This is a genomic window from Methylobacterium sp. BI1, assembly GCF_056680125.1.
Window position 1 is genome coordinate 932,853 of sequence record NZ_CM155267.1, and the last position, 18,998, is coordinate 951,850.

The following is an 18,998-nucleotide window of genomic DNA, read 5'->3' on the forward strand; positions in this document are numbered from 1 at the left end:
GCTTATCCCGCCAGGGCGGCGGCGACGGCGGCCTGGTCGAAGCCCTTCAGGCCGATCACCACGAGGCGGCCGTCGCGGGGCTCGCCGGACGTCCAGGGGCGGTCGTAATGATGGGCGATGCGGGCGCCGACGCCCTGGACCACGAGGCGCATCGGCTTGCCGGTCACCTCGGCGAAGCCCTTGATCCGCAACACGCCCTCGGTCTCGGCCGCGCGGGCCACGCGCAGCGCCAAGTCCTCGGCCGAGGCCGTGGCCGCCACCGGCAGCGCCACCGAATCGAAATCGTCGTGGTCGTGGTCCTCGCCGTCGCCGTGGTGGGAGGGGCGAGCGTCGAGATCGTCCTCGGCCGCCGCCTGGATCCCCAGGATCACGCGCGGGTCGAGGCGGCCGTGCTCGGCTTCCACCATCTTCACCGCGCGCGGCAGGTGCTCGGTGACCTCGGCGCGGACCTTGGCGCGCCCGGCCTCGTCGAGGAGGTCCGTCTTGTTCATCACCACGAGGTCGGCGCAGAGGAGCTGGTCCTCGAACACCTCTTCCAGGGGGTTGTCGTGGTCGACGCTGGCGTCGTCGGCGCGCTGGGCGGCCAGGGCCGCCGGGTCGTCGGCGAAGAAGCCCGCGGCCACGGCGGGACCGTCGATGACCGCGACCACGCCGTCCACCGTCACCCGCGAGCGGATCGCCGGCCACTGGAAGGCCTGGACCAGGGGCTTCGGCAGGGCGAGGCCCGAGGTCTCGATCAGGATGTGCTCGGGCGGATCGGCCCGGTCGAGGAGCTTGTTCAGGGCCGGCACGAAGTCGTCGGCCACGGTGCAGCAGATGCAGCCGTTGGCGAGCTCGACGATGTCCTCGTCGCCGCAGCCCTCGATGCCGCAGGCGGCCAGGAACGAGCCGTCGAAGCCGATATCGCCGAACTCGTTGACGATGATGGCGAGGCGCCGCCCGCCGGCATTCTCCACGAGGTGGCGCACCAGGGTGGTCTTGCCGGCCCCGAGGAAGCCGGTGACGATGGTGCAGGGGATCTTGGCGACGAGGGTCATTCGGCGGCGTCCGTAGTGCGGGGCGCCGCGAGCGGCGGAAACGGCGGGATGCGGGCGACGACGCCCTTGCGGAATTCCTGGGGCCGCGCCTTCCACGGCACGAGGCCGTCCGGCGTCTCGGCATAGAGCGCAACGCCGTCCAGGATGGTGCCGGCGGAGGCGACCGGGTCGAGGTCGCCGTAGATGTAGGTCCAGCGTCCCTGCGAGGCGACCGCCACGGTGCAGGGGCGCTTGCAGACCGAGAGGCATTCGACGCTCTCAACCGTGATGCCCGGGTGGGCCCCGGTGTTCACGGCTTCCTGGAGGGCGGCCAGCAGGCGGGCGCCGGCGCGGGGCTCGGACGTGTCGCCGGCCGCCCGGCAGGTGGCGCAGACGTAGAGCGTGACGAGCGCGATCTCGACCTCAGGCATGGGACGGCCGCTTCCGGCCGAACAGGCCCCAGGCCCAGCCATAGGCGAGCCCGATCACCGCCCAGAACACGAAGGCGATGCCCAGCGAGCGCGCGGCGAACTGCGCGGCGTAGGAGGCCGGCAGGTTCGAGGCGGCGTGGCTCGCCTCCGGTGCGCCGGCGAGATGCGGCGCGACGAGGAGCACGATGCCGCCCGCGATGGTGATCGGCGCCCGCCGGATCGCGATGAGGTAAAGGCCCACGGCGGTGGCCACGGCCGTCATCACCCACCAGAATTGGCGGTCGGCCAGGGGCGCGGCCTCCATGCCGGGCAGTTCCGGCGCGAGGCCGAGGGCGGGGGCCAGCGCCACCGCGAGGAAACCCCCGATGGCGAAGCGCAGGCCCGTCTCGGGACTGGGCTCGCGGTTGCAGGCGAGGAGCACAGCCCCGAGCAGGAGCGCGTAGCCCACGCCACCCACGAGGGTGGCCAGGGCCGTGAAGGCCATGCGCGGCAGGCCGGGACCGGGCTGCCATTCGGGCGCGACCTCGCCGCCCGCCACGGAGGGGTCCTTGGTGCCGTGATCGTGACCGCCATGGACCCGTACGATCAGCGAGGCGGGAATCGGCCGGACGGGCGCGGCGGAGGCCTGCGTCTCGTAGCGCTCGGCCGCGATGATGAGCGGCGAGGTGAGCGCGAGCTGCAGGCCCGTCGCGACGACAGCCGCGAGGAAGCCGGCGACCAGGGCCGCCGACACGAGCCGGATCATCATGGGAGTGTCTGCCTTAGGCGGGGGCGCTCAGTGGCAGGGGAAGTTCTGGCTGTGGCGGAAGTCATGCGCCGCATTGTGCAGCGCCATCGCCGGGGCGAAGCCCGCCATGAACACGAGGCCGAGGCCGAGGAAGGCGGCCACGAGCACGGCGCCGAGGCGCTCGTTGGTGCGGGTGCCGGTCAGGACGAGGGTGTTGGTCGACATCGGGTTCATCTCCTGGCCACCCCGCCGGCGGCCGTCAACGATAGGGCGTGGACGGCAGGTCCACGTTCGACGGCAGGTCTCCTGGCTCGCGGGTCGCTGGTCCTGCCGCCTTCCCGGATCGCTCCAGTGGCTGATGGCAGTCCCGTCTCCGCTCACAGTTGCGGGGGCAGCCGCGGTTTCAGGGTCGCCCCCTCACCGCATTCCCTTTTCACCCCGTTGCCGGGGCACCGTCCGATCCACGCTTCTACGCGGTTGCCGATGCGCTGACAACGCGGCCCGGGCGGGTTTCCCGCCTTTGACCGGAGGCCCCGATTTCGGGCACAGCGTTCCGCATGGCGCATCCGACCCCCCGTATGACCCTCGTGCTCGGCGGCGCGCGCTCGGGCAAGAGCGCCCATGCCGAGGCGCTGATCGAGGCCTGTCCGGCCCCGTGGCTCTACCTCGCCACCGCCCAGGCCTGGGACGACGAGATGCGGGCGCGCATCGCGCTCCACCGCGCTCGCCGCCCGGACGGCTGGATCACGCAGGACGTGCCGCTGAGCCTGCCGGAGGCGGTCGCCGCCGCGAGCGGGCCGGTGCTGGTCGATTGCCTGACCCTCTGGCTCACCAACCTGATCCTGTCCGAGGCCGACCTGGAGGCCGCCACCGCCGCCCTGCTCGCGGCCTGCGCGGCGGCCCCCGGCCCGGTGGTCCTGGTCGGCAGTGAGGTCGGCCTCGGGATCGTGCCGGAGAACGCCCTGGCCCGCCGCTTCCGCGATGCGGCGGGGCGCCTGCACCAGCGCCTCGCGGCCCAGGCGGACCGCGTCGTCCTCACGGTGGCGGGTCTTCCCCTGATCGTGAAACCCCAACCCGGAGCCACCCCATGACCGACGCCGAGACCGACGCCGAGATCGAGGCCGCGCGGCACCGCGAGAAGATGGAGAAGCGCAAGGCCGTCCAGGACGCCGAGGTGGCGGAGAAGACGATCGAGAAGGGGCTTCTCATCGTCAATACCGGGCCCGGCAAGGGCAAGACCACGGCGGCCCTCGGGCTGATGCTGCGGGCCCTCGGGCACGGCTGGCGCGTCGGGGTGGTGCAGTTCATCAAGGGTGCCTGGGACACCGGCGAGAAGCACGCCCTGAAGGCTTTCGGCGACCGGATCGACTGGCACACCCTCGGCGAGGGCTTCACCTGGGAGACGCAGGACAAGGCCCGCGACATCGCCGCCGCCGAGCACGCCTGGGCCAAGGCCCTCGACCTGATGGCCGATCCGACGATCCGCCTCGTGGTGCTGGACGAGCTGAACATCGCGCTGCGCTATGACTACCTGGACCTCGACGCCGTGGTGGCGGCCTTCCGGGCCCGCCGCCCGGATCTCCACGTCATCGTCACCGGCCGCAACGCCAAGCCGGCCCTGATCGAGGCCGCCGACCTCGTCACCGAGATGGGCAGCGTGAAGCACCACTTCGCCGCCGGGGTGAAGGCCCAGGTGGGGATCGAGTTCTGATGCGGGCGGCCATCGGTGCGGCCGTCGCGCTGTCCACGGTGATGGGAATGCACGGGCTCCGCGCCGATCCCGCGCCGTCCTGGCCGGCCAGCTATCTCGGCCGGGTCGAGGCCCTGGCGGTGATGGAGGGTCTGAACGCCCGGCTGCTCGCCAGCCGCTCCGCCACCGCGACCCTCGAGGGCTGGTGCGCCGAGCACGGCATGGCGGCGACGCCCCGGCTCGTGGCGAACCTGCAGCGCGGCGCGGACAAGCCGGCCTCGGAGGAGACGCGCCGGCGCCTGAATGCCGGCCCCGACACGGTGCTGCGCTATCGCCAGGTCCGGCTCGCCTGCGGCGACCACGTCCTGTCGGAGGCGGACAACTGGTACGTGCCAGAGCGCCTGACCCCGGAGATGAACCACCTCCTCGAGACCACCGATACGCCGTTCGGCCGGGCGGTCCAGGCCCTCGGCACGACGCGGCAGACCCTCGGCGCGGAGTTCCTGTGGCAGCCCCTGCCGCACGGGTGGGAACAGGCGGCGCCCCCGGAAGCGACCTGCGGCGACCTCGTGATCCCAGACCATCTGTTCCGGCACCGGGCCGTGCTGTTCACGGCGGAGCGGGTGCCGTTCTCGGAGGTCGTCGAGACCTACGGCGCCGCCGTCCTGGCGTTCCATCGGGCCGCGCGGCCGGCCGATCCGGCCTGCGCCACGTCCCCGTCCCCGTCCCCCTCCGCGCGGCCGCAGCCATGACCCGCGCCCTCATGATCCAGGGCACGGGCTCGGATGTCGGCAAGTCGCTGATCGTGGCCGGGCTGTGCCGGGTCTTCGCGCGGCGGGGGCTTCGCGTCCGGCCCTTCAAGCCGCAGAACATGTCGAACAATGCCGCCGTCACCGCCGACGGCGGCGAGATCGGGCGGGCCCAGGCCCTGCAGGCGCGGGCGGCCGGCGTGGCGCTCTCGGTCCACATGAACCCGGTGCTGCTGAAGCCCCAGAGCGAGACCGGCAGCCAGGTCGTGGTCCAGGGGCGCATGGTCGGCACCGCCAAGGCGCGGGACTACCAGGCCTGGAAGCCGCGCCTGCTCGCCTCCGTGCTGGAGAGCTTTTCGTACCTGAAGGCCGAGGCCGACCTCGTGGTGGTGGAGGGGGCGGGCTCGGCCTCCGAGGTCAACCTGCGGGCCGGCGACATCGCCAATATGGGCTTCGCCCGCGCCACCGGCACGCCGGTGATCCTGCTCGGCGACATCGACCGGGGCGGCGTCATCGCCAGCCTCGTCGGCACCCAGGCGGTGATCGACCCGGCCGACGCCGCGATGATCCGGGGCTTCCTCGTCAACCGCTTCCGCGGCGATCCCAGCCTGTTCGCCGACGGCATGGCCACCATCGCGCAGGCGACCGGCTGGCCGAGCTTCGGCCTGATCCCGCACTTCCCCGACGCGGCGCGCCTGCCGGCGGAGGACGCCCTCGGCCTCGCCGGCTCGGGCACCGGGGCTGCCGGGCGCAAGGTCGTGGCGGTGCCGGTGCTGCCGCGCATCGCCAATTTCGACGACCTCGACCCGCTCCGGGCCGAGCCCGACGTGGCGGTGGTGCTGGTCCGCCCGGGCGAGCCGATCCCGGTGGCCGACCTCGTGCTGCTGCCGGGCTCGAAGACCACCATCGACGACCTCGAAGCCTTCCGCGCGGAAGGCTGGGACATCGACCTGCGCGCCCATGTCCGCCGCGGCGGGCGGGTGCTCGGGCTCTGCGGCGGCTACCAGATGCTCGGCCGGCGCATCGACGACCCGCACGGAATCGAGGGCGCGCCCCGCTCCGTGCCCGGCCTCGGGCTCCTCGACATCGAGACCGTGATGACGCCGGTGAAGCATCTGGCCGCCGTCACCGGCACCAGCCAGCCCGACGGGGTGCCGTTCGCCGGCTACGAGATGCATGTGGGCGACACCACCGGGCCGGACACCGCGCGCCCGGCGATCCGGTTCGCGGACGGGCGCTTCGACGGCGCCGTCTCGGCCGACGGCCGCGTGACCGGCACCTACGTGCACGGCCTGTTCGCCGACGACCGCCAGCGCGGCGCCTGGCTCGCCCGCCTCGGGGCGGCCCCGAGCGGTCTGGCCTACGAGGCCGGCATCGAGGCGGTGCTCGACCGGCTGGCGGATCATTGCGAGGCCCACATCGCCTGCGACGCGCTCCTCGCCCTGGCGTCGTAGCGGTCGGACGGATTAGGCTCGGCGCCGGAACGCCCGCCCCGAAGCGGGCGCGGCGAGGAAGCACCCGATGGTCCCGGCCCCTCCCCAGGTGGATGCGCGTGTCGCCGAGGCGACGATCCGCACCGTGACGCTGCGGCTGATGCCGCTCCTCGGGCTGATGTACCTGATCGCCTATATCGACCGGCAGAACATCTCCTACGCCAAGCTGCAGATGGTGGGCGATCTCGGCCTCAGCGAGAGCGTCTACGGGCTCGGGGCGTCGCTGTTCTTCCTCGGCTACTTCCTGTTCGAGGTGCCCAGCAACGTGATCCTGGAGCGGGTCGGCGCCCGGCGCTGGTTCGCCCGGATCATGCTCACCTGGGGGCTGATCACCATCCTGCTCGGCTTCACCCAGAACACGACGATGTTCTACGTCCTGCGCTTCCTCCTCGGCGTCGCGGAGGCGGGCTTCTTCCCCGGCGTCCTGTTCGCCCTGACCCTGTGGTTCCCGCAATCGCACCGGGCGCGGATGATCGGCTGGTTCATGATCGCGAGCGCGCTGGCCAACGCCGTCGGCGCGGCCATCGGCGGCGCGCTCCTCGACCTCGACGGCACCCTTGGCCTGAAGGGCTGGCAATGGGTCTTCGTGGCCACCGGCATCCCCGCCCTGGCCCTGGCCGTCATCGTCCTGCGCATCCTGCCCGACGGGCCGGAACAGGCGCCCTGGCTGAAGCCGGAGGGGCGGGACTGGCTGAGCCGCACCCTCGCGGCCGAGCGGGAATCCGGCGGAAAGGTCGAGCACGGCAATCCCTTCGCGGCCCTCCTCGACCGGCGGGTCTGGATGCTCGCCTCCGTCTACGTCGCCTTCCCGCTGGCGGCCTACGGCCTCAGCTACTGGTTGCCCACGGTGGTACGCAGCTTCGAAGTCTCGAACACGGTCAACGGCTTCATCAACATCATCCCGTGGCTGATCACGGCGCTGGCCCTGTGGTGGGTGCCGCGGCGGGCGGCGCGCACGGGCGACCAGGTCTGGCACGTGGTGGTGCCGGGGCTCGTCGCGGCGCTCGCCCTGGTGCTCAGCGTCCTGCTGCCCGGCTCGGTGCTGAAATTCGCCTGCCTCTGCGTCGCGGCGGCCGGCGTCTTCTCGGCGCAGCCCGTGTTCTGGTCCCTGCCGGCGACCTTCCTCAAGGGCGCCAGCGCGGCCGCCGGCATCGCCGCGATCAACTCCGTGGGCAATCTCGGCGGCTTCGTCGCGCAGAACGCCGTGCCGTTCATCCGCGACCGGACCGGCAGCAACCTCGCGCCGATGTACTTCCTGGCCGCCTGCCTCGGCCTCGGCGCGAGCCTGATGTTCGTGGTGCTCTCGGCGCTGCGCCTCGACGCCGCCCGCCGGGTGGCGGCGGAGGCCGGCCCTGGCCTCAGGGTGGCGTAGGCGCGCCGATCTCCGGGATCGGCACCGCGTAGGCGTGCGGCGCCCCGTTCCGGAGGCTGTCGAACAGGACGAGGACCCGGCCCGGCCCGAGGGGGACGACGGCCTCGGCCTTGCCGTCGATGCGCTTGCCCTTCTCGTTCTCGCCCCGGACCGGCGCCAGGGTCGCCACGGGGGTCAGGGTCCCGGTGGACAGGTCGGCCAGGGACAGCCGATAGGGCACGGGCAGGCCGTTGCGGGACGCGCCCGTCAGCACCAGCATCCGTCCGTCGGGCAGGATCGTCAGGTCGCGGATGCCCGCATCGGTGCCGGCCTCCAGGGCGATCGTGGTGACCTCGGCCGAGAGGGCGGTCCTCCCGTCGGCGAACAGCGCCTCGACCGGTACGGAGACGAGGAAGGCCTTGCCGTCGAGGCTCGGTGCCCGCAGGCCCGCGTAGAGCCGGTCGCCTACCACCGCAAGCCCTTCGATGTTCAGGCCGTTCGGCTGGGGCGTGCCCTCCGGCGGCATCGCGTTCCAGTCGAATTCCAGGTCGCGCAGCACGTAGTCGCGCACGGGCGCGGCGGCCATCAGGGCGTCGGACAGGCGGTAGGTGCTCACCGTCTCCGCGGCGGCGGTGCCGTCGGCGTTCGGGCGCAGCCGCGTGAGGATCATCGACGAGAGCTTGTACTTGCGCTTGCCCCGGGTGCAGCCGTGCGATCCGGTGACGTAGAAGTAGGGCTCGGCATAGGCCACGGCCTCGCCGTCGAGCTGGTTGAACGTGCCGTCGCCGCCGCTGCACTGGGCCTGTGCGGGGGGCGTGCCGCGGATGTCGGGGGCGGGCGCCGTGCCGAGGTCGTAGGCGGTGGCGCCCGGTGTCAGCGTGCCGTCGCCGAGGCGGGCGAACTGGGCGCCGCGATTCTCGTCGTTGACTACGACGCAGAGGCGGCTGCTGTCCCCGTCCGCCGGGCGGCAGGCCATGCCGCTGAGGTCGTAGGCCCTGTCGCCCTTGGTTTCGCCGTCGAAATCCCGGGTCACCGCGTAGGGCGTCGGCTCGGCCGCGCGGCCGGGCGTGCAGGCGGCGATGCCGAGGGCAGCCAGCGCCAGGGCCCCGGATCGCCCGGGGCGCGTCGTCTTCGACCGGATCATGCGAGGGCAACCTTGAGGAGGACGAGGATCAGGAGGGCGAGGCCGAACAGGAATCCGCACGCCGTGCGGTAGAGCGCAAGCGCCCGCTCCACGTCGGCGGGGGTCGCCTCGGCGCGTCCGTCGCCCATCCAGCCATCCTCGACGCGGGTAGTGCCGTAGGTTCGGGGTCCGGCGAGGCGAAGGCCGAGGGCGCCGGCCATGGCGGCTTCCGGCCAGCCGGCATTGGGCGAGCGGTGGCGGCGCGCGTCCCGCCGCACCGCCTGCCAGGCCTGGCCGGGCGAGGCGCCCGAATGGACCGCGGCGGCCGCGATGAGGAGGAGGGCGGTCAGCCGCGAGGCCGGAAGGTTCACGAGATCGTCGAGGCGGGCGGCGGCCCAGCCATAGGCCTCGTGACGCGGGGTGCGGTGGCCGATCATGCTGTCGGCGGTGTTGATCGCCTTGTAGAGCGCGCCGCCGGGGAGGCCGCCGACCCCGATCCAGAAGGCCGGCGCCACGATGCCGTCGGAGAAGTTCTCCGACAGGCTCTCGATGGCGGCCCGGCAGATGCCGGCCTCGTCGAGGCTCTGGGGGTCGCGCCCGACGATCATCGACACCGCGAGCCGCCCCCCCGCGAGGCCGTCGCGCCGGAGATCGGTCGCCACCCGGGCGACGTGGCTGTGGAGGCTGCGCTGGGCCGGCAGGCTGGCCGCCAGCAGGGCCAGGACGGGGAGCGCGGACAGGAGGCCGGCGGCTCCGGCCAGCGCGGTGAGGGCCAGGGCGAGGCCGCCGACGATCCCCAGCAGCACGAGGAGCCCGGCCAGGCCCGCGAGGCGGCGGCGGGCGGGCGTCCCCCGGTTCCACTGTCGGTCGAGAGCCCCGATCAGCGCGCCGATCCAGGTGACAGGATGGCCGAGCGCCCTGTAGAGCCGGTCCGGATAGCCGGCCGCCGCCTCGACGGCGAGGGCGAGCACCATGACGATGAGCGTATCGGGCGGATGGGTGAGGGCGGTCCAGGACATGCGGTCTCGGTGATGGCGCGCGGCCCGGGGAGGGGAGCGGAGATCGCTCATGGCGGCGACCTCGATGCCGCCCGGCGCCTCTTCCCGCAAGCGCCCGAGCCCTGGATCGATCTCTCCACGGGGATCAATCCGGTGCCCTATCCGTGTCCGGCCCTGGAGGCCAGCGCCTTCCGGCGCCTGCCCTCGGCCGCCGACCTCGGCGCCCTGCGCGTGGCCGCCGCCGAGGCCTACGGGGTAGCCGATCCGGACCGGATCGTCGCCGCGCCCGGAACCCAGATCCTGATCGAGACCCTGCCGCGCCTGGTGGCGCGGGGCCGCGTCGCCGTGGTCGGTCCGACCTATGCCGAGCACGCCGCTGCCTGGGCCCGGGCCGGCCACGCCGTCGCGACCGTGCCGGGACCGGCGGCGGCCCGCGAGGCGGACGTGGTCGTCGTGGTGAACCCCAACAACCCGGACGGGCGGACCTGGGAGGCCGGAACGCTGCGGGCGCTCGCCGGCGACCTCGCGCGCCGCGGCGGCCTCCTCGTGGTGGACGAGGCCTTCGCCGACCTGGAGCCGATCGAGACCCTGGGGCCCTCCCTCGGCCCGGGCCTCGTGGTCCTGCGCTCCTTCGGGAAGACCTACGGCCTCGCCGGCATCCGGCTCGGCTTCGCCCTCGGGGAGCCGGGTCTCGTGGCCGCCCTCGCCGAGGCCCTCGGGCCCTGGGCGGTCTCGGGCCCGGCGCTGGCCATCGGACGGGCCGCCCTGACCGACGCCGCCTGGCGCCGGGAAGCCGCGCTCGCCCGGGCGGCGGATGCTGCGCGCCTCGACCGGATGATCCTGCGGGCCGGCGGGACGCCCGTGGGCGGCACCTGCCTGTTCCGGACCGCCGACTTTTCCGATGCGCCCGGCCTCTACGACCACCTCGGCGCGGCCGGGATCTATGTCCGGCGCTTCGCCGAGGCTCCCGCGCGCCTGCGCTTCGGCCTGCCGCCGGACAAGACGGCCTGGTGCCGGCTGTCGCGGATCCTCCGGTAAGGGAGATTCAGGCGCCCCTCGGCTCCAGCACGCTCACGAGGAAGCCCGCCCCTGCCAGCAGGATGCCGACCGCGCAGACGCCGGACCAGCCGGCCATGAGGAAGGCCTGGGAGCCGGCGAAGGCGCCGAGCGCCCCGAACACGAACATCACCGTGAACAGCACGGTGTTGATCCGCCCGCGCGCGCTGGGCACGAGGGCATAGACCCGGGTCTGGTTGGCGATGAGGGCGGCGTTCAGCCCGATATCGATCAGCAGCACGCCGAGGCCCACCGCGATCAGGGACCGGGCGCCGCCCATCCACAGCACCGCGAAGGCCGCGACCACGAAGAGCGCGCCGGCCACCACCATCGGGCGCGGGCCGCGCCGGTCGGTGAATCGGCCCGAGAGGGGGGCCACGAAGGCCCCCGCGACGCCGATGACGCCGAACATCCCGGCCCCGGCCGCCGTCAGGTTGAAGGGCGGCGCCTCGACCAGCAGGGCCAGGGTCGCCCAGAAGGCGTTGAAGCTGGCGAAGAGCAGCCCCTGCGACAGGCTCGACCGGCGCAGCGCCGGCTGGCTGCGCACCAGGTGGAGGATCGACAGCATCAGGGCGCGGTAGCGGAGGGGCCGGGTCTGCGGGATCCGCGGCAGCGTGGCGGCGGCGATGCCCGCCATGCCCAGGGCCACGATTGCCGCGGCAAAGAACACCGCCCGCCAGCCGTACTGGGCGCCCAGGAGGCCGCTGGCCGTGCGCGCCAGCAGGATGCCGGTCAGCAGACCCGTCATCACCTGGCCCACCACGCTGCCGCGGGTCGCGTCCGGCGCCAGCTCGGCGGCGAAGGGCACCGCCTGCTGCGCCGCCGAGGCGAGGAAGCCGATGACGAGGCTGGACAGCGCGAGGCAGGCGAGGTTCGGGCTCAGGGCCGCGGCGAGGAGCGCCAGCGCGAGGCCGAGGGTCTGGCCGATGATCAGGCTCCGGCGGGACAGGCTGTCCCCCAGCGGCACGAGGCCGAGGATGCCGAGCCCGTAGCCGACGAGGGAGGCGGTCGGGACCCAGAGGGCGGCGCGCTCGCCGAAATCCCCGACCAGGAGCCCGAGGAGGGGCTGGTTGTAGTAGATGTTCGCGACGGCGCCGCCCGCGATCAGGGTCAGTCCGAGCCGGGCCCGCGGCGTGAAGGCGGGGCGTCCGGCCGTCCCGGTCTGCGCTCCGCCCCTCATGCGGGGCAACCCCCGGCGATTTCGCGCGCGGGCGGGCAGGGCGACGAGGGGACTTCAAGGGGCATGTGTGGGATCTCGGGAGGCGGCGGAGCCGGAGCCGCGATGGGATCGGGGCGCCCGTTGGGGCATCCGCTGCCCGGTTAGGCCTGCGCACCGGGCTCCGCAACCCGGAACGGTCCGACGGGGGATGGGGATCGGTCCTGCGCCGCCCGGATCGTCCGTCCCCACCGGGACCTTCCTCGTCCGCGCAGCCAACTCTTCTTCGCGCGGCCAACTCTTCCTCGTAGGAAGGCTTTGTCTTGGGGCCACCCGTCCGGCCATGTGGTCGCGGGGTGTTTCGAGCGGATTTCAGTCTTCCCATATACCGAATGTTATGGGCGACCTGTGTTGCGGCTTTCCCCCGTGCAGCCTGCACTTGGAATTCCTCGCAACTTGCGCTCTGATTGAAGTGGGAATCGGTGAGTCGCGGCGTTCGCGGAGATCAGGTCGGCCTTCGGCGAGGCGGCGCTCATCGTCCAGGGAGTTTCGAATGGCGACGTACCGCGTCAACTTTGCCAAGCAGATTCTAGGTGTGCCGTTCACGGTCGGCTCGGTGGACATCACCCGCGCCCGCGATCCGATGCGCGCCCTGCGCGCCGCCGAACTGCGCTTCGCCCGCCAGCACGGGGTCGTGGATTGGCGCGAGCGGGCGGACCAGGCGGAGATCGCCCAGGCTTCCGGTCAGAACTAGCCACCCGTCCGCTGCCCGCGCGTCTTTACGGCCACGGTCTCTGGTCCTGCGCGCGCAGCCGCCCTAAGGTAACGGCCAAGCCGGGACCCCACGACACGCGGGGCCACCGGTGCGCCCAGGTCGGGCGCCAGTGAGGGGGCAGGCGGCGTGCCATGGCGGCGATCTCTTTCTTCGGCGATCTGCTCCAGACGATCAGCGACCGGGGCCGGGATCTCATCGGAATCGGGCGCGGCGATCTCGCGGCCCGCGCCAACGCCCAGGAACTGGTCAAGCTCTGCGAGGACCTGATCTCCCGGCGCGGCGAGGCCTCCGGCGTGGCCCTGGCCCGGTTGATCCTCGAGCGTTACGCCACCCTGGCCCGGCCCGAGCGCGCCGGTTTCCTACGCCTCGTCGCCACCGAGTTCGCCGCCGACCATGCCGCCGTGGACGAGGCGATCGCGGCCTACCGGGCCGATCCGACCCGGGCGGCCCTGGGCGCTCTCCACGACGCGGCCGAGCCGCGGAGCCAGGAACTCATCCGCCGCCTGAACCTCGCCAAGGACGGGACCCGCGCGCTGGTCCGGATGCGCGAGGACCTGTTCGGGCTGCGCCGCGAGCTTCGTCAGGAGGAGGCGGACCCCGACCTCATCGATGCCGCCGACAGCCTCGACAGCGATTTCGAGCACCTGTTCGCCTCGTGGTTCAACCGCGGCTTCCTGGTCCTGCGCCACATCGACTGGACGACGCCGGCCCACATCCTCGAGAAGATCATCCGCTACGAGGCGGTGCACGAGATCACCGGCTGGGACGACCTGCGCCGGCGCATCGAGCCGACCGACCGGCGCTGCTTCGCGTTCTTCCATCCCGCCCTGGTCGACGAGCCGCTGATCTTCGTCGAGGTCGCGCTCACCGCCGGCATCGCCCCCGCCATCGCGCCGATCCTGGCCCACGAGCGCGAGCCACTGCCGCTGAAGGCCGCCACGACGGCGATCTTCTACTCGATCTCGAACTGCCAGAAGGGGCTGGCCGGCGTCACTTTCGGCAACTTCCTGATCAAGCAGGTGGTCGAGGACCTCGCCCGGGAGATCCCGAGCCTGAAGACCTTCGTCACCCTCTCGCCGGTCCCGGGCTTCTCGGCCTGGCTCGACCGCGAGCGCCGCTCGGACGCGCCGCAGGGGCTGACCCGCGACGACGTCGAGGCCCTGCGCGTCATCGACGAGCCGGACTGGCAGACCGACAAGGCCAAGTGCGAGACCGTGCGCAAGGCGCTGATCCCCGCGGCCGCCGCCTATTTCCTGCGCGCCAAGAACGAGCGCGGGCGGCCCCTCGATCCCGTCGCACGGTTCCATCTCGGGAACGGCGCCCGGCTGGAGCGCCTGAACTTCCTCGGGGACGTGTCGGCCAAGGGGCTCGCTCAATCGCGCGGCCTGATGGTCAACTACCTCTACGACCTCTCGGCCATCGAGAAGAACCACGAGACCTACGCCAATCTCGGCACCGTCGCCGCCTCCAGCGCGGTGAGCCGCGAGCTCCGGAGCAACCTGCCGCCGATGCGGGCGGTGGCCCTGGCCGAGGCCTGAGCCCTCCACGCCGCGCTGGAGCGGCACCGCATTTCCCCTCATTCCGATGGAGCGAAGCGAAGATCGTAGGAAACCGGCGATCGACAGCGTATTCGTCCCCGGCATTTCCGCCCTGCCATCTTCGCCCCGTCATGTCCGAAACGCCGATGACCAATCACCTCTTCGATCTCGTCCGCCAGAGCCTGCCGGCCGATCCCGCCGCCAAGCTGTTCCTGGAGACCGGCGAGGGCGCCCGCTACTCCTACGCGGACCTCATCGTGCGCTCGGGCGCCTACGCCGCGGCCCTGACCGCCGCGGGAGTGAAGCCCGGGGACCGGGTGGCGGTGCAGGCCGAGAAGAGCCCGGAATTCCTGTTCCTGTATCTCGGCGCGGTTCGGGCCGGGGCGGTGTTCCTGCCCCTGAACACCGCCTACACCCCCACCGAGATCGCCTACTTCCTGGGCGATGCAGAGCCGGCGCTGTTCGTCTGCGATCCGGCCAAGCACGAGGCCCTCGCGCCCGTGGCGCGGGATGCCGGCGTGCCGGTGGTGCACACCCTCGACGCGAAGGGGCACGGCACCCTGGCCGAGGCTGCCGATGCCGAGACGGAAGCCTTCACCGACGTGGCCCGCGGCCCGGACGACCTCGCGGCCATCCTGTACACTTCGGGCACCACCGGGCGCTCGAAGGGCGCCATGCTGAGCCACGAGAACCTCGCCTCGAACGCCCGCACCCTCGTGCAGGCCTGGCGCTTCACGGCGGAGGACGTGCTGCTCCACGCGCTGCCGGTGTTCCACACCCACGGCCTGTTCGTCGCCACCAACACGGTGCTGGCCAGCGGCGGCACGATGCTGTTCCTTGGCCGGTTCGACCCGGCCCAGGTCCTCGCCCTGCTCCCGCGCGCCACCGCCATGATGGGGGTGCCGACCTTCTACACCCGCCTGTTGAAGGAGGCCGGCCTGACGCCGGCCGTCACCGCTGGAATCCGCCTCTTCGTCTCGGGGTCGGCGCCGCTGCTGGCCGAGACGCACCGCGACTGGCAGGCCCGTACCGGCCACGCCATCCTCGAGCGCTACGGCATGACCGAGACCAACATGAACACCTCGAACCCCTATGCGGGTGCGCGGGTCGCGGGCACCGTCGGCCCGGCCCTGCCGGGCGTGGCCGTGCGGGTGGTCGATCCGGAGACCGGGGCGGTGCTGGCGGCCGATGCCGTGGGCATGATCGAGGTGAAGGGCCCGAACGTCTTCCAGGGCTACTGGCGGATGCCGGAGAAGACCGCGGCCGAGTTCAAGGCCGATGGCTTCTTCGTCACCGGCGATCTCGGCAAGATCGACCCGGACGGCTACGTCCACATCGTCGGGCGCGGCAAGGACCTCATCATCACGGGGGGCTACAACGTCTACCCGAAGGAGATCGAGAACGAGATCGACGCCCTGCCGGGCGTGGTCGAATCGGCGGTGATCGGCCTGCCCCACGCCGATTTCGGCGAGGGCGTCACGGCGGTTGTGGTGGGCCGGGCCGGCGTGCCGGACGAGGCCGCGATCCTGCGAACGCTCGAAGGGCGGCTCGCGCGCTACAAATGCCCCAAGCGCGTGCTCTTCGTCGACGAACTGCCGCGCAACACCATGGGCAAGGTCCAGAAGAACCTGCTGCGCGAGGCGCATGCGGGCCTCTACGCCCGGACCGGTACGGGCGCATGAGACGGGCCGAACGCTCCGGAACCGGGGCTCGCGCCGCACGTCTGCGACGGTCGACGACTCGGTCGGCACGCGGTGCGAACCCGCTGCCCGCATAGCCCGCAGCGTACCCAAGTGCCTTTTGGCCCGTGCGGTTCGTACGGAGGCTGACAAGTCCGCCCTGGTGCGGAACGGCCAAGCCTGCCTTACGTTGTGCCAGCGCGCCGAAACGACGCGCGTCTCCTGCCTGGTTCCCCGATGTCGTCCTCTCCCCGTCCCACGCCCGATTCCGGCGCCTCCGGCTCCGTGCTCTGGACGCTTCTCCTCGGGACAGCGCTGATCGCCCTCGCGGCGGCGCCGAAGGGGCCGCGCCGTGCGGGGCCGGTGCCGCGGACCGTCGCGCCCGCGACCGATCGCGGGGCTCGCTCGCACGAGGGGGAAGCGGCCGACTACGTCGCGGCGACGCAGGTCGCGCGTGGGCGCGCCGCGGGCTCGCCCACCGAGATCACCGCCTCGGGCTGGAAGGATATCCTTTACCGAGTCTATCTCGAGTTCAATCAGGACCGGGTCCTGTCGGTGGCGGCGGGCGTGACCTTCTACTCGCTGCTCTCACTGTTTCCGGCCATCGCCGCGCTCGTCTCCTGCTACGGCCTCGTGGCGGATGTCGGCTCGATCAACGAGCACCTTGCCAGCATGCAGGGCGTGCTGCCCTCCGGCGCCATCGAGATCATCGGCGACCAGGTCAAGCGCATCGCCGCCAAGGGCAACGGCACCCTCGGCCTGACCTTCTTCACCAGCCTCCTGCTCTCCCTCTGGAGCGCCAATGCCGCCATGAAGGCGATGTTCGACGCCCTGAACGTGGTCTACGAGGAGGAGGAGAAGCGCTCCTTCATCATGCTGAACCTGCGTTCGCTCACCTTCACCATCGGGGCGCTCGTCTTCACTATCCTGGCCCTCACGGGCATCGTCGTGCTGCCGGTGGTGTTCAAGTTCGTGGGCCTGAGCGACACCGCCTGGCTCATCGCTCTGCTGCGCTGGCCCGCGCTCCTAGTCGTCCTGCTCGGGGGGCTCTCCCTGCTCTACCGCTACGGTCCGAGCCGCCAGCGCCCGCGCTGGCGCTGGGTCGGCGTCGGCGGTGCGATCGCGGGCCTGCTCTGGCTGCTCGCCTCGATCCTGTTCTCCTGGTACGTCTCCAGCTTCGGCAACTACAACGAGACCTACGGCTCCCTCGGCGCCGCCATCGGCTTCATGACGTGGATCTGGATCTCCACGACGATCGTGCTCCTCGGGGGCGAGATCAACGCCGAGATGGAGCACCAGACCGCGCGCGACACCACCACCGGTCCCGAGTTGCCCATGGGCGCCCGCCGGGCGCGCATGGCCGATACCCTCGGCGCCGTCGCTTGAGGGCGGCCTCCCCACGGGGACACCGGGCGCCTATCTAGGAGGCATCTTCCCCGCCTCTCAGGAGTACAGGCCCGATGTCTTCGCTTCCCAAATCTTCTCCGCCTACCACGTCTTCTCCGCCGACCTCATCGGCCACTCCGGACGAGGTCCAGACCCGCAGCGAGGCCGAATGGCGCGAGATCCTCTCGCCGGACCAGTATCGCGTGCTGCGCGAGCACGGCACCGAGCGGGCCGGGACCAGCTGCCTCAATGCCGAGAAGCGCCCGGGCGTGTTCCACTGCGCCGGCTGCGACGCGCCGCTCTTCGTCACCGGCACGAAGTTCGAGAGCGGCACCGGTTGGCCGAGCTTCTTCGATCCCCTCGACGACGCGGTGGAAACCACCGTCGACCGCAGCCATTGGATGACCCGCACCGAGGTGCATTGTGCTCGCTGCAAAGGCCATCTCGGCCACGTCTTCGACGACGGCCCCCCGCCCACCGGACTGCGCTACTGCATGAACGGCCTCTCCCTGCGCTTCGAGCCGGAGGCCTGACGGGCATCGCGCACGCAAGGCCGGCCGGGTTTCCATGGGGACGGATCGGCGGATGACGGGGAACGACGGCGGGGATGGTCTTGATTTCGCCGTCGTTTTGCTTAGTCCGGAACGAGAATTATTAACCGATCTGCCCCGGCTACGCGGGGAATGAACACAGATCATATCCTATGTCATTGTTCCACGTGGAGGGCCGCCGGGCCCGGCGCGGGGAACCACCTCACAGCCGGTCTGTCCACCTCGCGTCGCGGGAGGTCGGCGGCCCTGACGTCAGTGTCGGCCCGGACCTCTACCGCCGGGTCGACCGACATCGCGGAGAATGTCGATGAGCCTCGTACGCCGGTTTCTCGTGGCCCCCGCCCTGGTCCGCCTCATCCGCAAGGAGCGCGGGGGCTCCCGGATCACCGAGGGCTACTTCGCCCCCCAGGCCGGCCGCGTCTCCTACGTCCGGGTCGACGGGCAGGCCTGCCACCTCGTCCTGGTGACGTCGGCGCCGGACGGTACCTCCAGCGAAGAGCGCACCGACGTGCCGCGTGCGCACGGCGATGCCCTGATGGACGTCTGCTCCGGCAAGGCCGCCTACGACCGCACGGCGCTCGCCCTCGGCGGCGGCCGCGAGGCGCTGATCGACCGCTACGTGGCGCCCGGGGAGTTCGACCTCGTGAGCGTGTCCTTCGACGGCGCCGACGAGGCCCAGGGGTTCCCGGTGCCGGCCTGGTTCGGGCCCGAGGTCACCGGCGATTCGAGCTACGACCGGCATGCGGTGGCCCTCCAGGGCGTGCCGCATCCCGGCGAGATCGGCCTGTCCAACGCCGCCCTCGACGCCGTTCTCGACCTGATCGAGCCGCGCTTCGGCTTCGGCCGCTACGGCGCTCCGAAGACCAATGCCGGCGACGGCGACGGGATGATGAAGGCGCTGCGCCGGGTCACGGCCGGCGGCGCCGCGGCGGCACCGGTCGCCGCCGAGGCCGTGCCCGCGTCGTCGCCTCCGGCCGAGGAGCCTGCTCCGGTCGAGGCACAGGCGGCCGCCGGGCCCGAGGTGGGAGACGCCCACGCCCAGCCGGACACCGCGAACGAGCCCGCCGCCGAGAGCGCGCCCGCCATCGATTCCCGCATCGACGACGTGATCGAGAGCCTGTCGCAGGCGCTCGGCAACCCGCAGCCGCAGCCGAAGGGGGCCGCGCGCGGCGAGGACGACATCGCCGCCGAGTTCGAGCGCTGGACCGTACGGCCCCGTCGCACGCAGCAGACCTGAGCGACCGTCGACGGCCAGGGAAGTTCGCACCGCGCGCCCTGA

General features: G+C 72.2%; 19 protein-coding genes and 1 riboswitch. Of the genes, 12 read left to right on the forward strand and 7 right to left on the reverse strand.

Annotated elements, in window-relative coordinates; all coding sequences use genetic code 11:
• Positions 1 to 2 precede the first annotated feature (2 nt).
• Genes cobW through AC1MGR_RS04535 form a run of 4 tightly spaced genes read right to left on the reverse strand, consistent with a single transcriptional unit; the run spans position 3 to position 2,399 of the window.
• A complete protein-coding gene (cobW, locus tag AC1MGR_RS04520; protein ID WP_480233798.1) occupies positions 3 to 1,037 on the reverse strand; it encodes a cobalamin biosynthesis protein CobW in 1,035 nt (344 codons plus the stop codon).
• A complete protein-coding gene (locus tag AC1MGR_RS04525) occupies positions 1,034 to 1,447 on the reverse strand; it encodes a DUF1636 family protein (RefSeq protein WP_480233799.1) in 414 nt (137 codons plus the stop codon). The genes cobW and AC1MGR_RS04525 overlap by 4 nt, the downstream gene beginning before the upstream one ends.
• Positions 1,440 to 2,195, reverse strand: coding sequence for a CbtA family protein (locus AC1MGR_RS04530; RefSeq protein WP_108035414.1), 756 nt, complete (start codon positions 2,193 to 2,195; stop codon positions 1,440 to 1,442). The genes AC1MGR_RS04525 and AC1MGR_RS04530 overlap by 8 nt, the downstream gene beginning before the upstream one ends.
• Before the next feature lie 27 nt (positions 2,196 to 2,222).
• Positions 2,223 to 2,399: a CbtB domain-containing protein gene (locus tag AC1MGR_RS04535; RefSeq protein WP_055947494.1), complete on the reverse strand. Its 177-nt coding sequence runs from the start codon at positions 2,397 to 2,399 to the stop codon at positions 2,223 to 2,225.
• Positions 2,400 to 2,453: 54 nt separating this feature from the next.
• Positions 2,454 to 2,646, reverse strand: a riboswitch (cobalamin riboswitch).
• Between the two features lie 106 nt (positions 2,647 to 2,752).
• On the opposite strand from AC1MGR_RS04535, the gene cobU reads away from it, so the two are divergent.
• The 5 genes from cobU to AC1MGR_RS04560 all read left to right on the forward strand — a co-directional run bounded on the left by cobU (position 2,753) and on the right by AC1MGR_RS04560 (position 7,478).
• Positions 2,753 to 3,265: a bifunctional adenosylcobinamide kinase/adenosylcobinamide-phosphate guanylyltransferase gene (gene cobU, locus AC1MGR_RS04540; RefSeq protein WP_108035413.1), complete on the forward strand. Its 513-nt coding sequence runs from the start codon at positions 2,753 to 2,755 to the stop codon at positions 3,263 to 3,265.
• The gene (gene cobO, locus AC1MGR_RS04545; protein WP_480233800.1) at positions 3,262 to 3,885 is read left to right on the forward strand and encodes a cob(I)yrinic acid a,c-diamide adenosyltransferase; all 624 of its coding nucleotides are present in this window, start codon (positions 3,262 to 3,264) and stop codon (positions 3,883 to 3,885) included. The genes cobU and cobO overlap by 4 nt, the downstream gene beginning before the upstream one ends.
• 41 nt (positions 3,886 to 3,926) lie before the next feature.
• Positions 3,927 to 4,616 carry a hypothetical protein gene (locus AC1MGR_RS04550; protein WP_108035587.1) on the forward strand — a complete coding sequence of 230 codons (690 nt, stop codon included), beginning with the start codon at positions 3,927 to 3,929 and terminating at the stop codon, positions 4,614 to 4,616.
• Entirely contained in the window at positions 4,613 to 6,067 is a 1,455-nt protein-coding gene (locus AC1MGR_RS04555; protein ID WP_181259618.1) for a cobyric acid synthase, read from the forward strand. The genes AC1MGR_RS04550 and AC1MGR_RS04555 overlap by 4 nt, the downstream gene beginning before the upstream one ends.
• A 67-nt stretch (positions 6,068 to 6,134) precedes the next feature.
• The gene (locus tag AC1MGR_RS04560) at positions 6,135 to 7,478 is read left to right on the forward strand and encodes an MFS transporter (RefSeq protein ID WP_480233801.1); all 1,344 of its coding nucleotides are present in this window, start codon (positions 6,135 to 6,137) and stop codon (positions 7,476 to 7,478) included.
• On the opposite strand, the gene AC1MGR_RS04565 is transcribed toward AC1MGR_RS04560, so the two are convergent.
• Together AC1MGR_RS04565 and cbiB are read right to left on the reverse strand one after the other, a co-directional pair.
• Positions 7,465 to 8,601, reverse strand: a complete 1,137-nt coding sequence (locus tag AC1MGR_RS04565; protein ID WP_480233802.1) for a DUF3616 domain-containing protein — start codon at positions 8,599 to 8,601, stop codon at positions 7,465 to 7,467. The genes AC1MGR_RS04560 and AC1MGR_RS04565 overlap by 14 nt on opposite strands.
• Complete coding sequence (gene cbiB, locus AC1MGR_RS04570) at positions 8,598 to 9,599, reverse strand: adenosylcobinamide-phosphate synthase CbiB (protein ID WP_480233803.1); 1,002 nt, start codon at positions 9,597 to 9,599, stop codon at positions 8,598 to 8,600. Before cbiB ends, AC1MGR_RS04565 begins: the two co-directional genes overlap by 4 nt.
• A 12-nt stretch (positions 9,600 to 9,611) precedes the next feature.
• Here cbiB and cobD point away from each other — a divergent pair, with 12 nt between their 5' ends.
• A complete protein-coding gene (cobD, locus tag AC1MGR_RS04575) occupies positions 9,612 to 10,616 on the forward strand; it encodes a threonine-phosphate decarboxylase CobD (RefSeq protein WP_480234718.1) in 1,005 nt (334 codons plus the stop codon).
• A 7-nt stretch (positions 10,617 to 10,623) separates the two neighbouring features.
• Here the strand turns inward: cobD and AC1MGR_RS04580 are convergent, their stop codons facing one another.
• Positions 10,624 to 11,814: an MFS transporter gene (locus tag AC1MGR_RS04580; RefSeq protein ID WP_480233804.1), complete on the reverse strand. Its 1,191-nt coding sequence runs from the start codon at positions 11,812 to 11,814 to the stop codon at positions 10,624 to 10,626.
• Positions 11,815 to 12,343: 529 nt separating this feature from the next.
• Here AC1MGR_RS04580 and AC1MGR_RS04585 point away from each other — a divergent pair.
• The 6 genes from AC1MGR_RS04585 (at position 12,344) to AC1MGR_RS04610 (ending at position 18,956) form a co-directional block, all read left to right on the forward strand.
• The gene (locus tag AC1MGR_RS04585; protein WP_108035405.1) at positions 12,344 to 12,544 is read left to right on the forward strand and encodes a hypothetical protein; all 201 of its coding nucleotides are present in this window, start codon (positions 12,344 to 12,346) and stop codon (positions 12,542 to 12,544) included.
• Positions 12,545 to 12,696: 152 nt separating this feature from the next.
• On the forward strand, positions 12,697 to 14,103 hold the full coding sequence (locus AC1MGR_RS04590; RefSeq protein ID WP_480233805.1) for a malonyl-CoA decarboxylase: 1,407 nt from the start codon (positions 12,697 to 12,699) through the stop codon (positions 14,101 to 14,103).
• A 146-nt stretch (positions 14,104 to 14,249) separates the two neighbouring features.
• A complete protein-coding gene (locus AC1MGR_RS04595; protein ID WP_480233806.1) occupies positions 14,250 to 15,785 on the forward strand; it encodes a malonate--CoA ligase in 1,536 nt (511 codons plus the stop codon).
• Positions 15,786 to 16,019: 234 nt separating this feature from the next.
• A complete protein-coding gene (locus AC1MGR_RS04600; RefSeq protein ID WP_480233807.1) occupies positions 16,020 to 17,168 on the forward strand; it encodes a YihY/virulence factor BrkB family protein in 1,149 nt (382 codons plus the stop codon).
• A 74-nt stretch (positions 17,169 to 17,242) separates the two neighbouring features.
• Positions 17,243 to 17,701, forward strand: a complete 459-nt coding sequence (msrB, locus tag AC1MGR_RS04605; RefSeq protein WP_108035401.1) for a peptide-methionine (R)-S-oxide reductase MsrB — start codon at positions 17,243 to 17,245, stop codon at positions 17,699 to 17,701.
• Between the two features lie 325 nt (positions 17,702 to 18,026).
• The gene (locus AC1MGR_RS04610; RefSeq protein ID WP_108035400.1) at positions 18,027 to 18,956 is read left to right on the forward strand and encodes a CYTH domain-containing protein; all 930 of its coding nucleotides are present in this window, start codon (positions 18,027 to 18,029) and stop codon (positions 18,954 to 18,956) included.
• Positions 18,957 to 18,998: the final 42 nt, after the last annotated feature.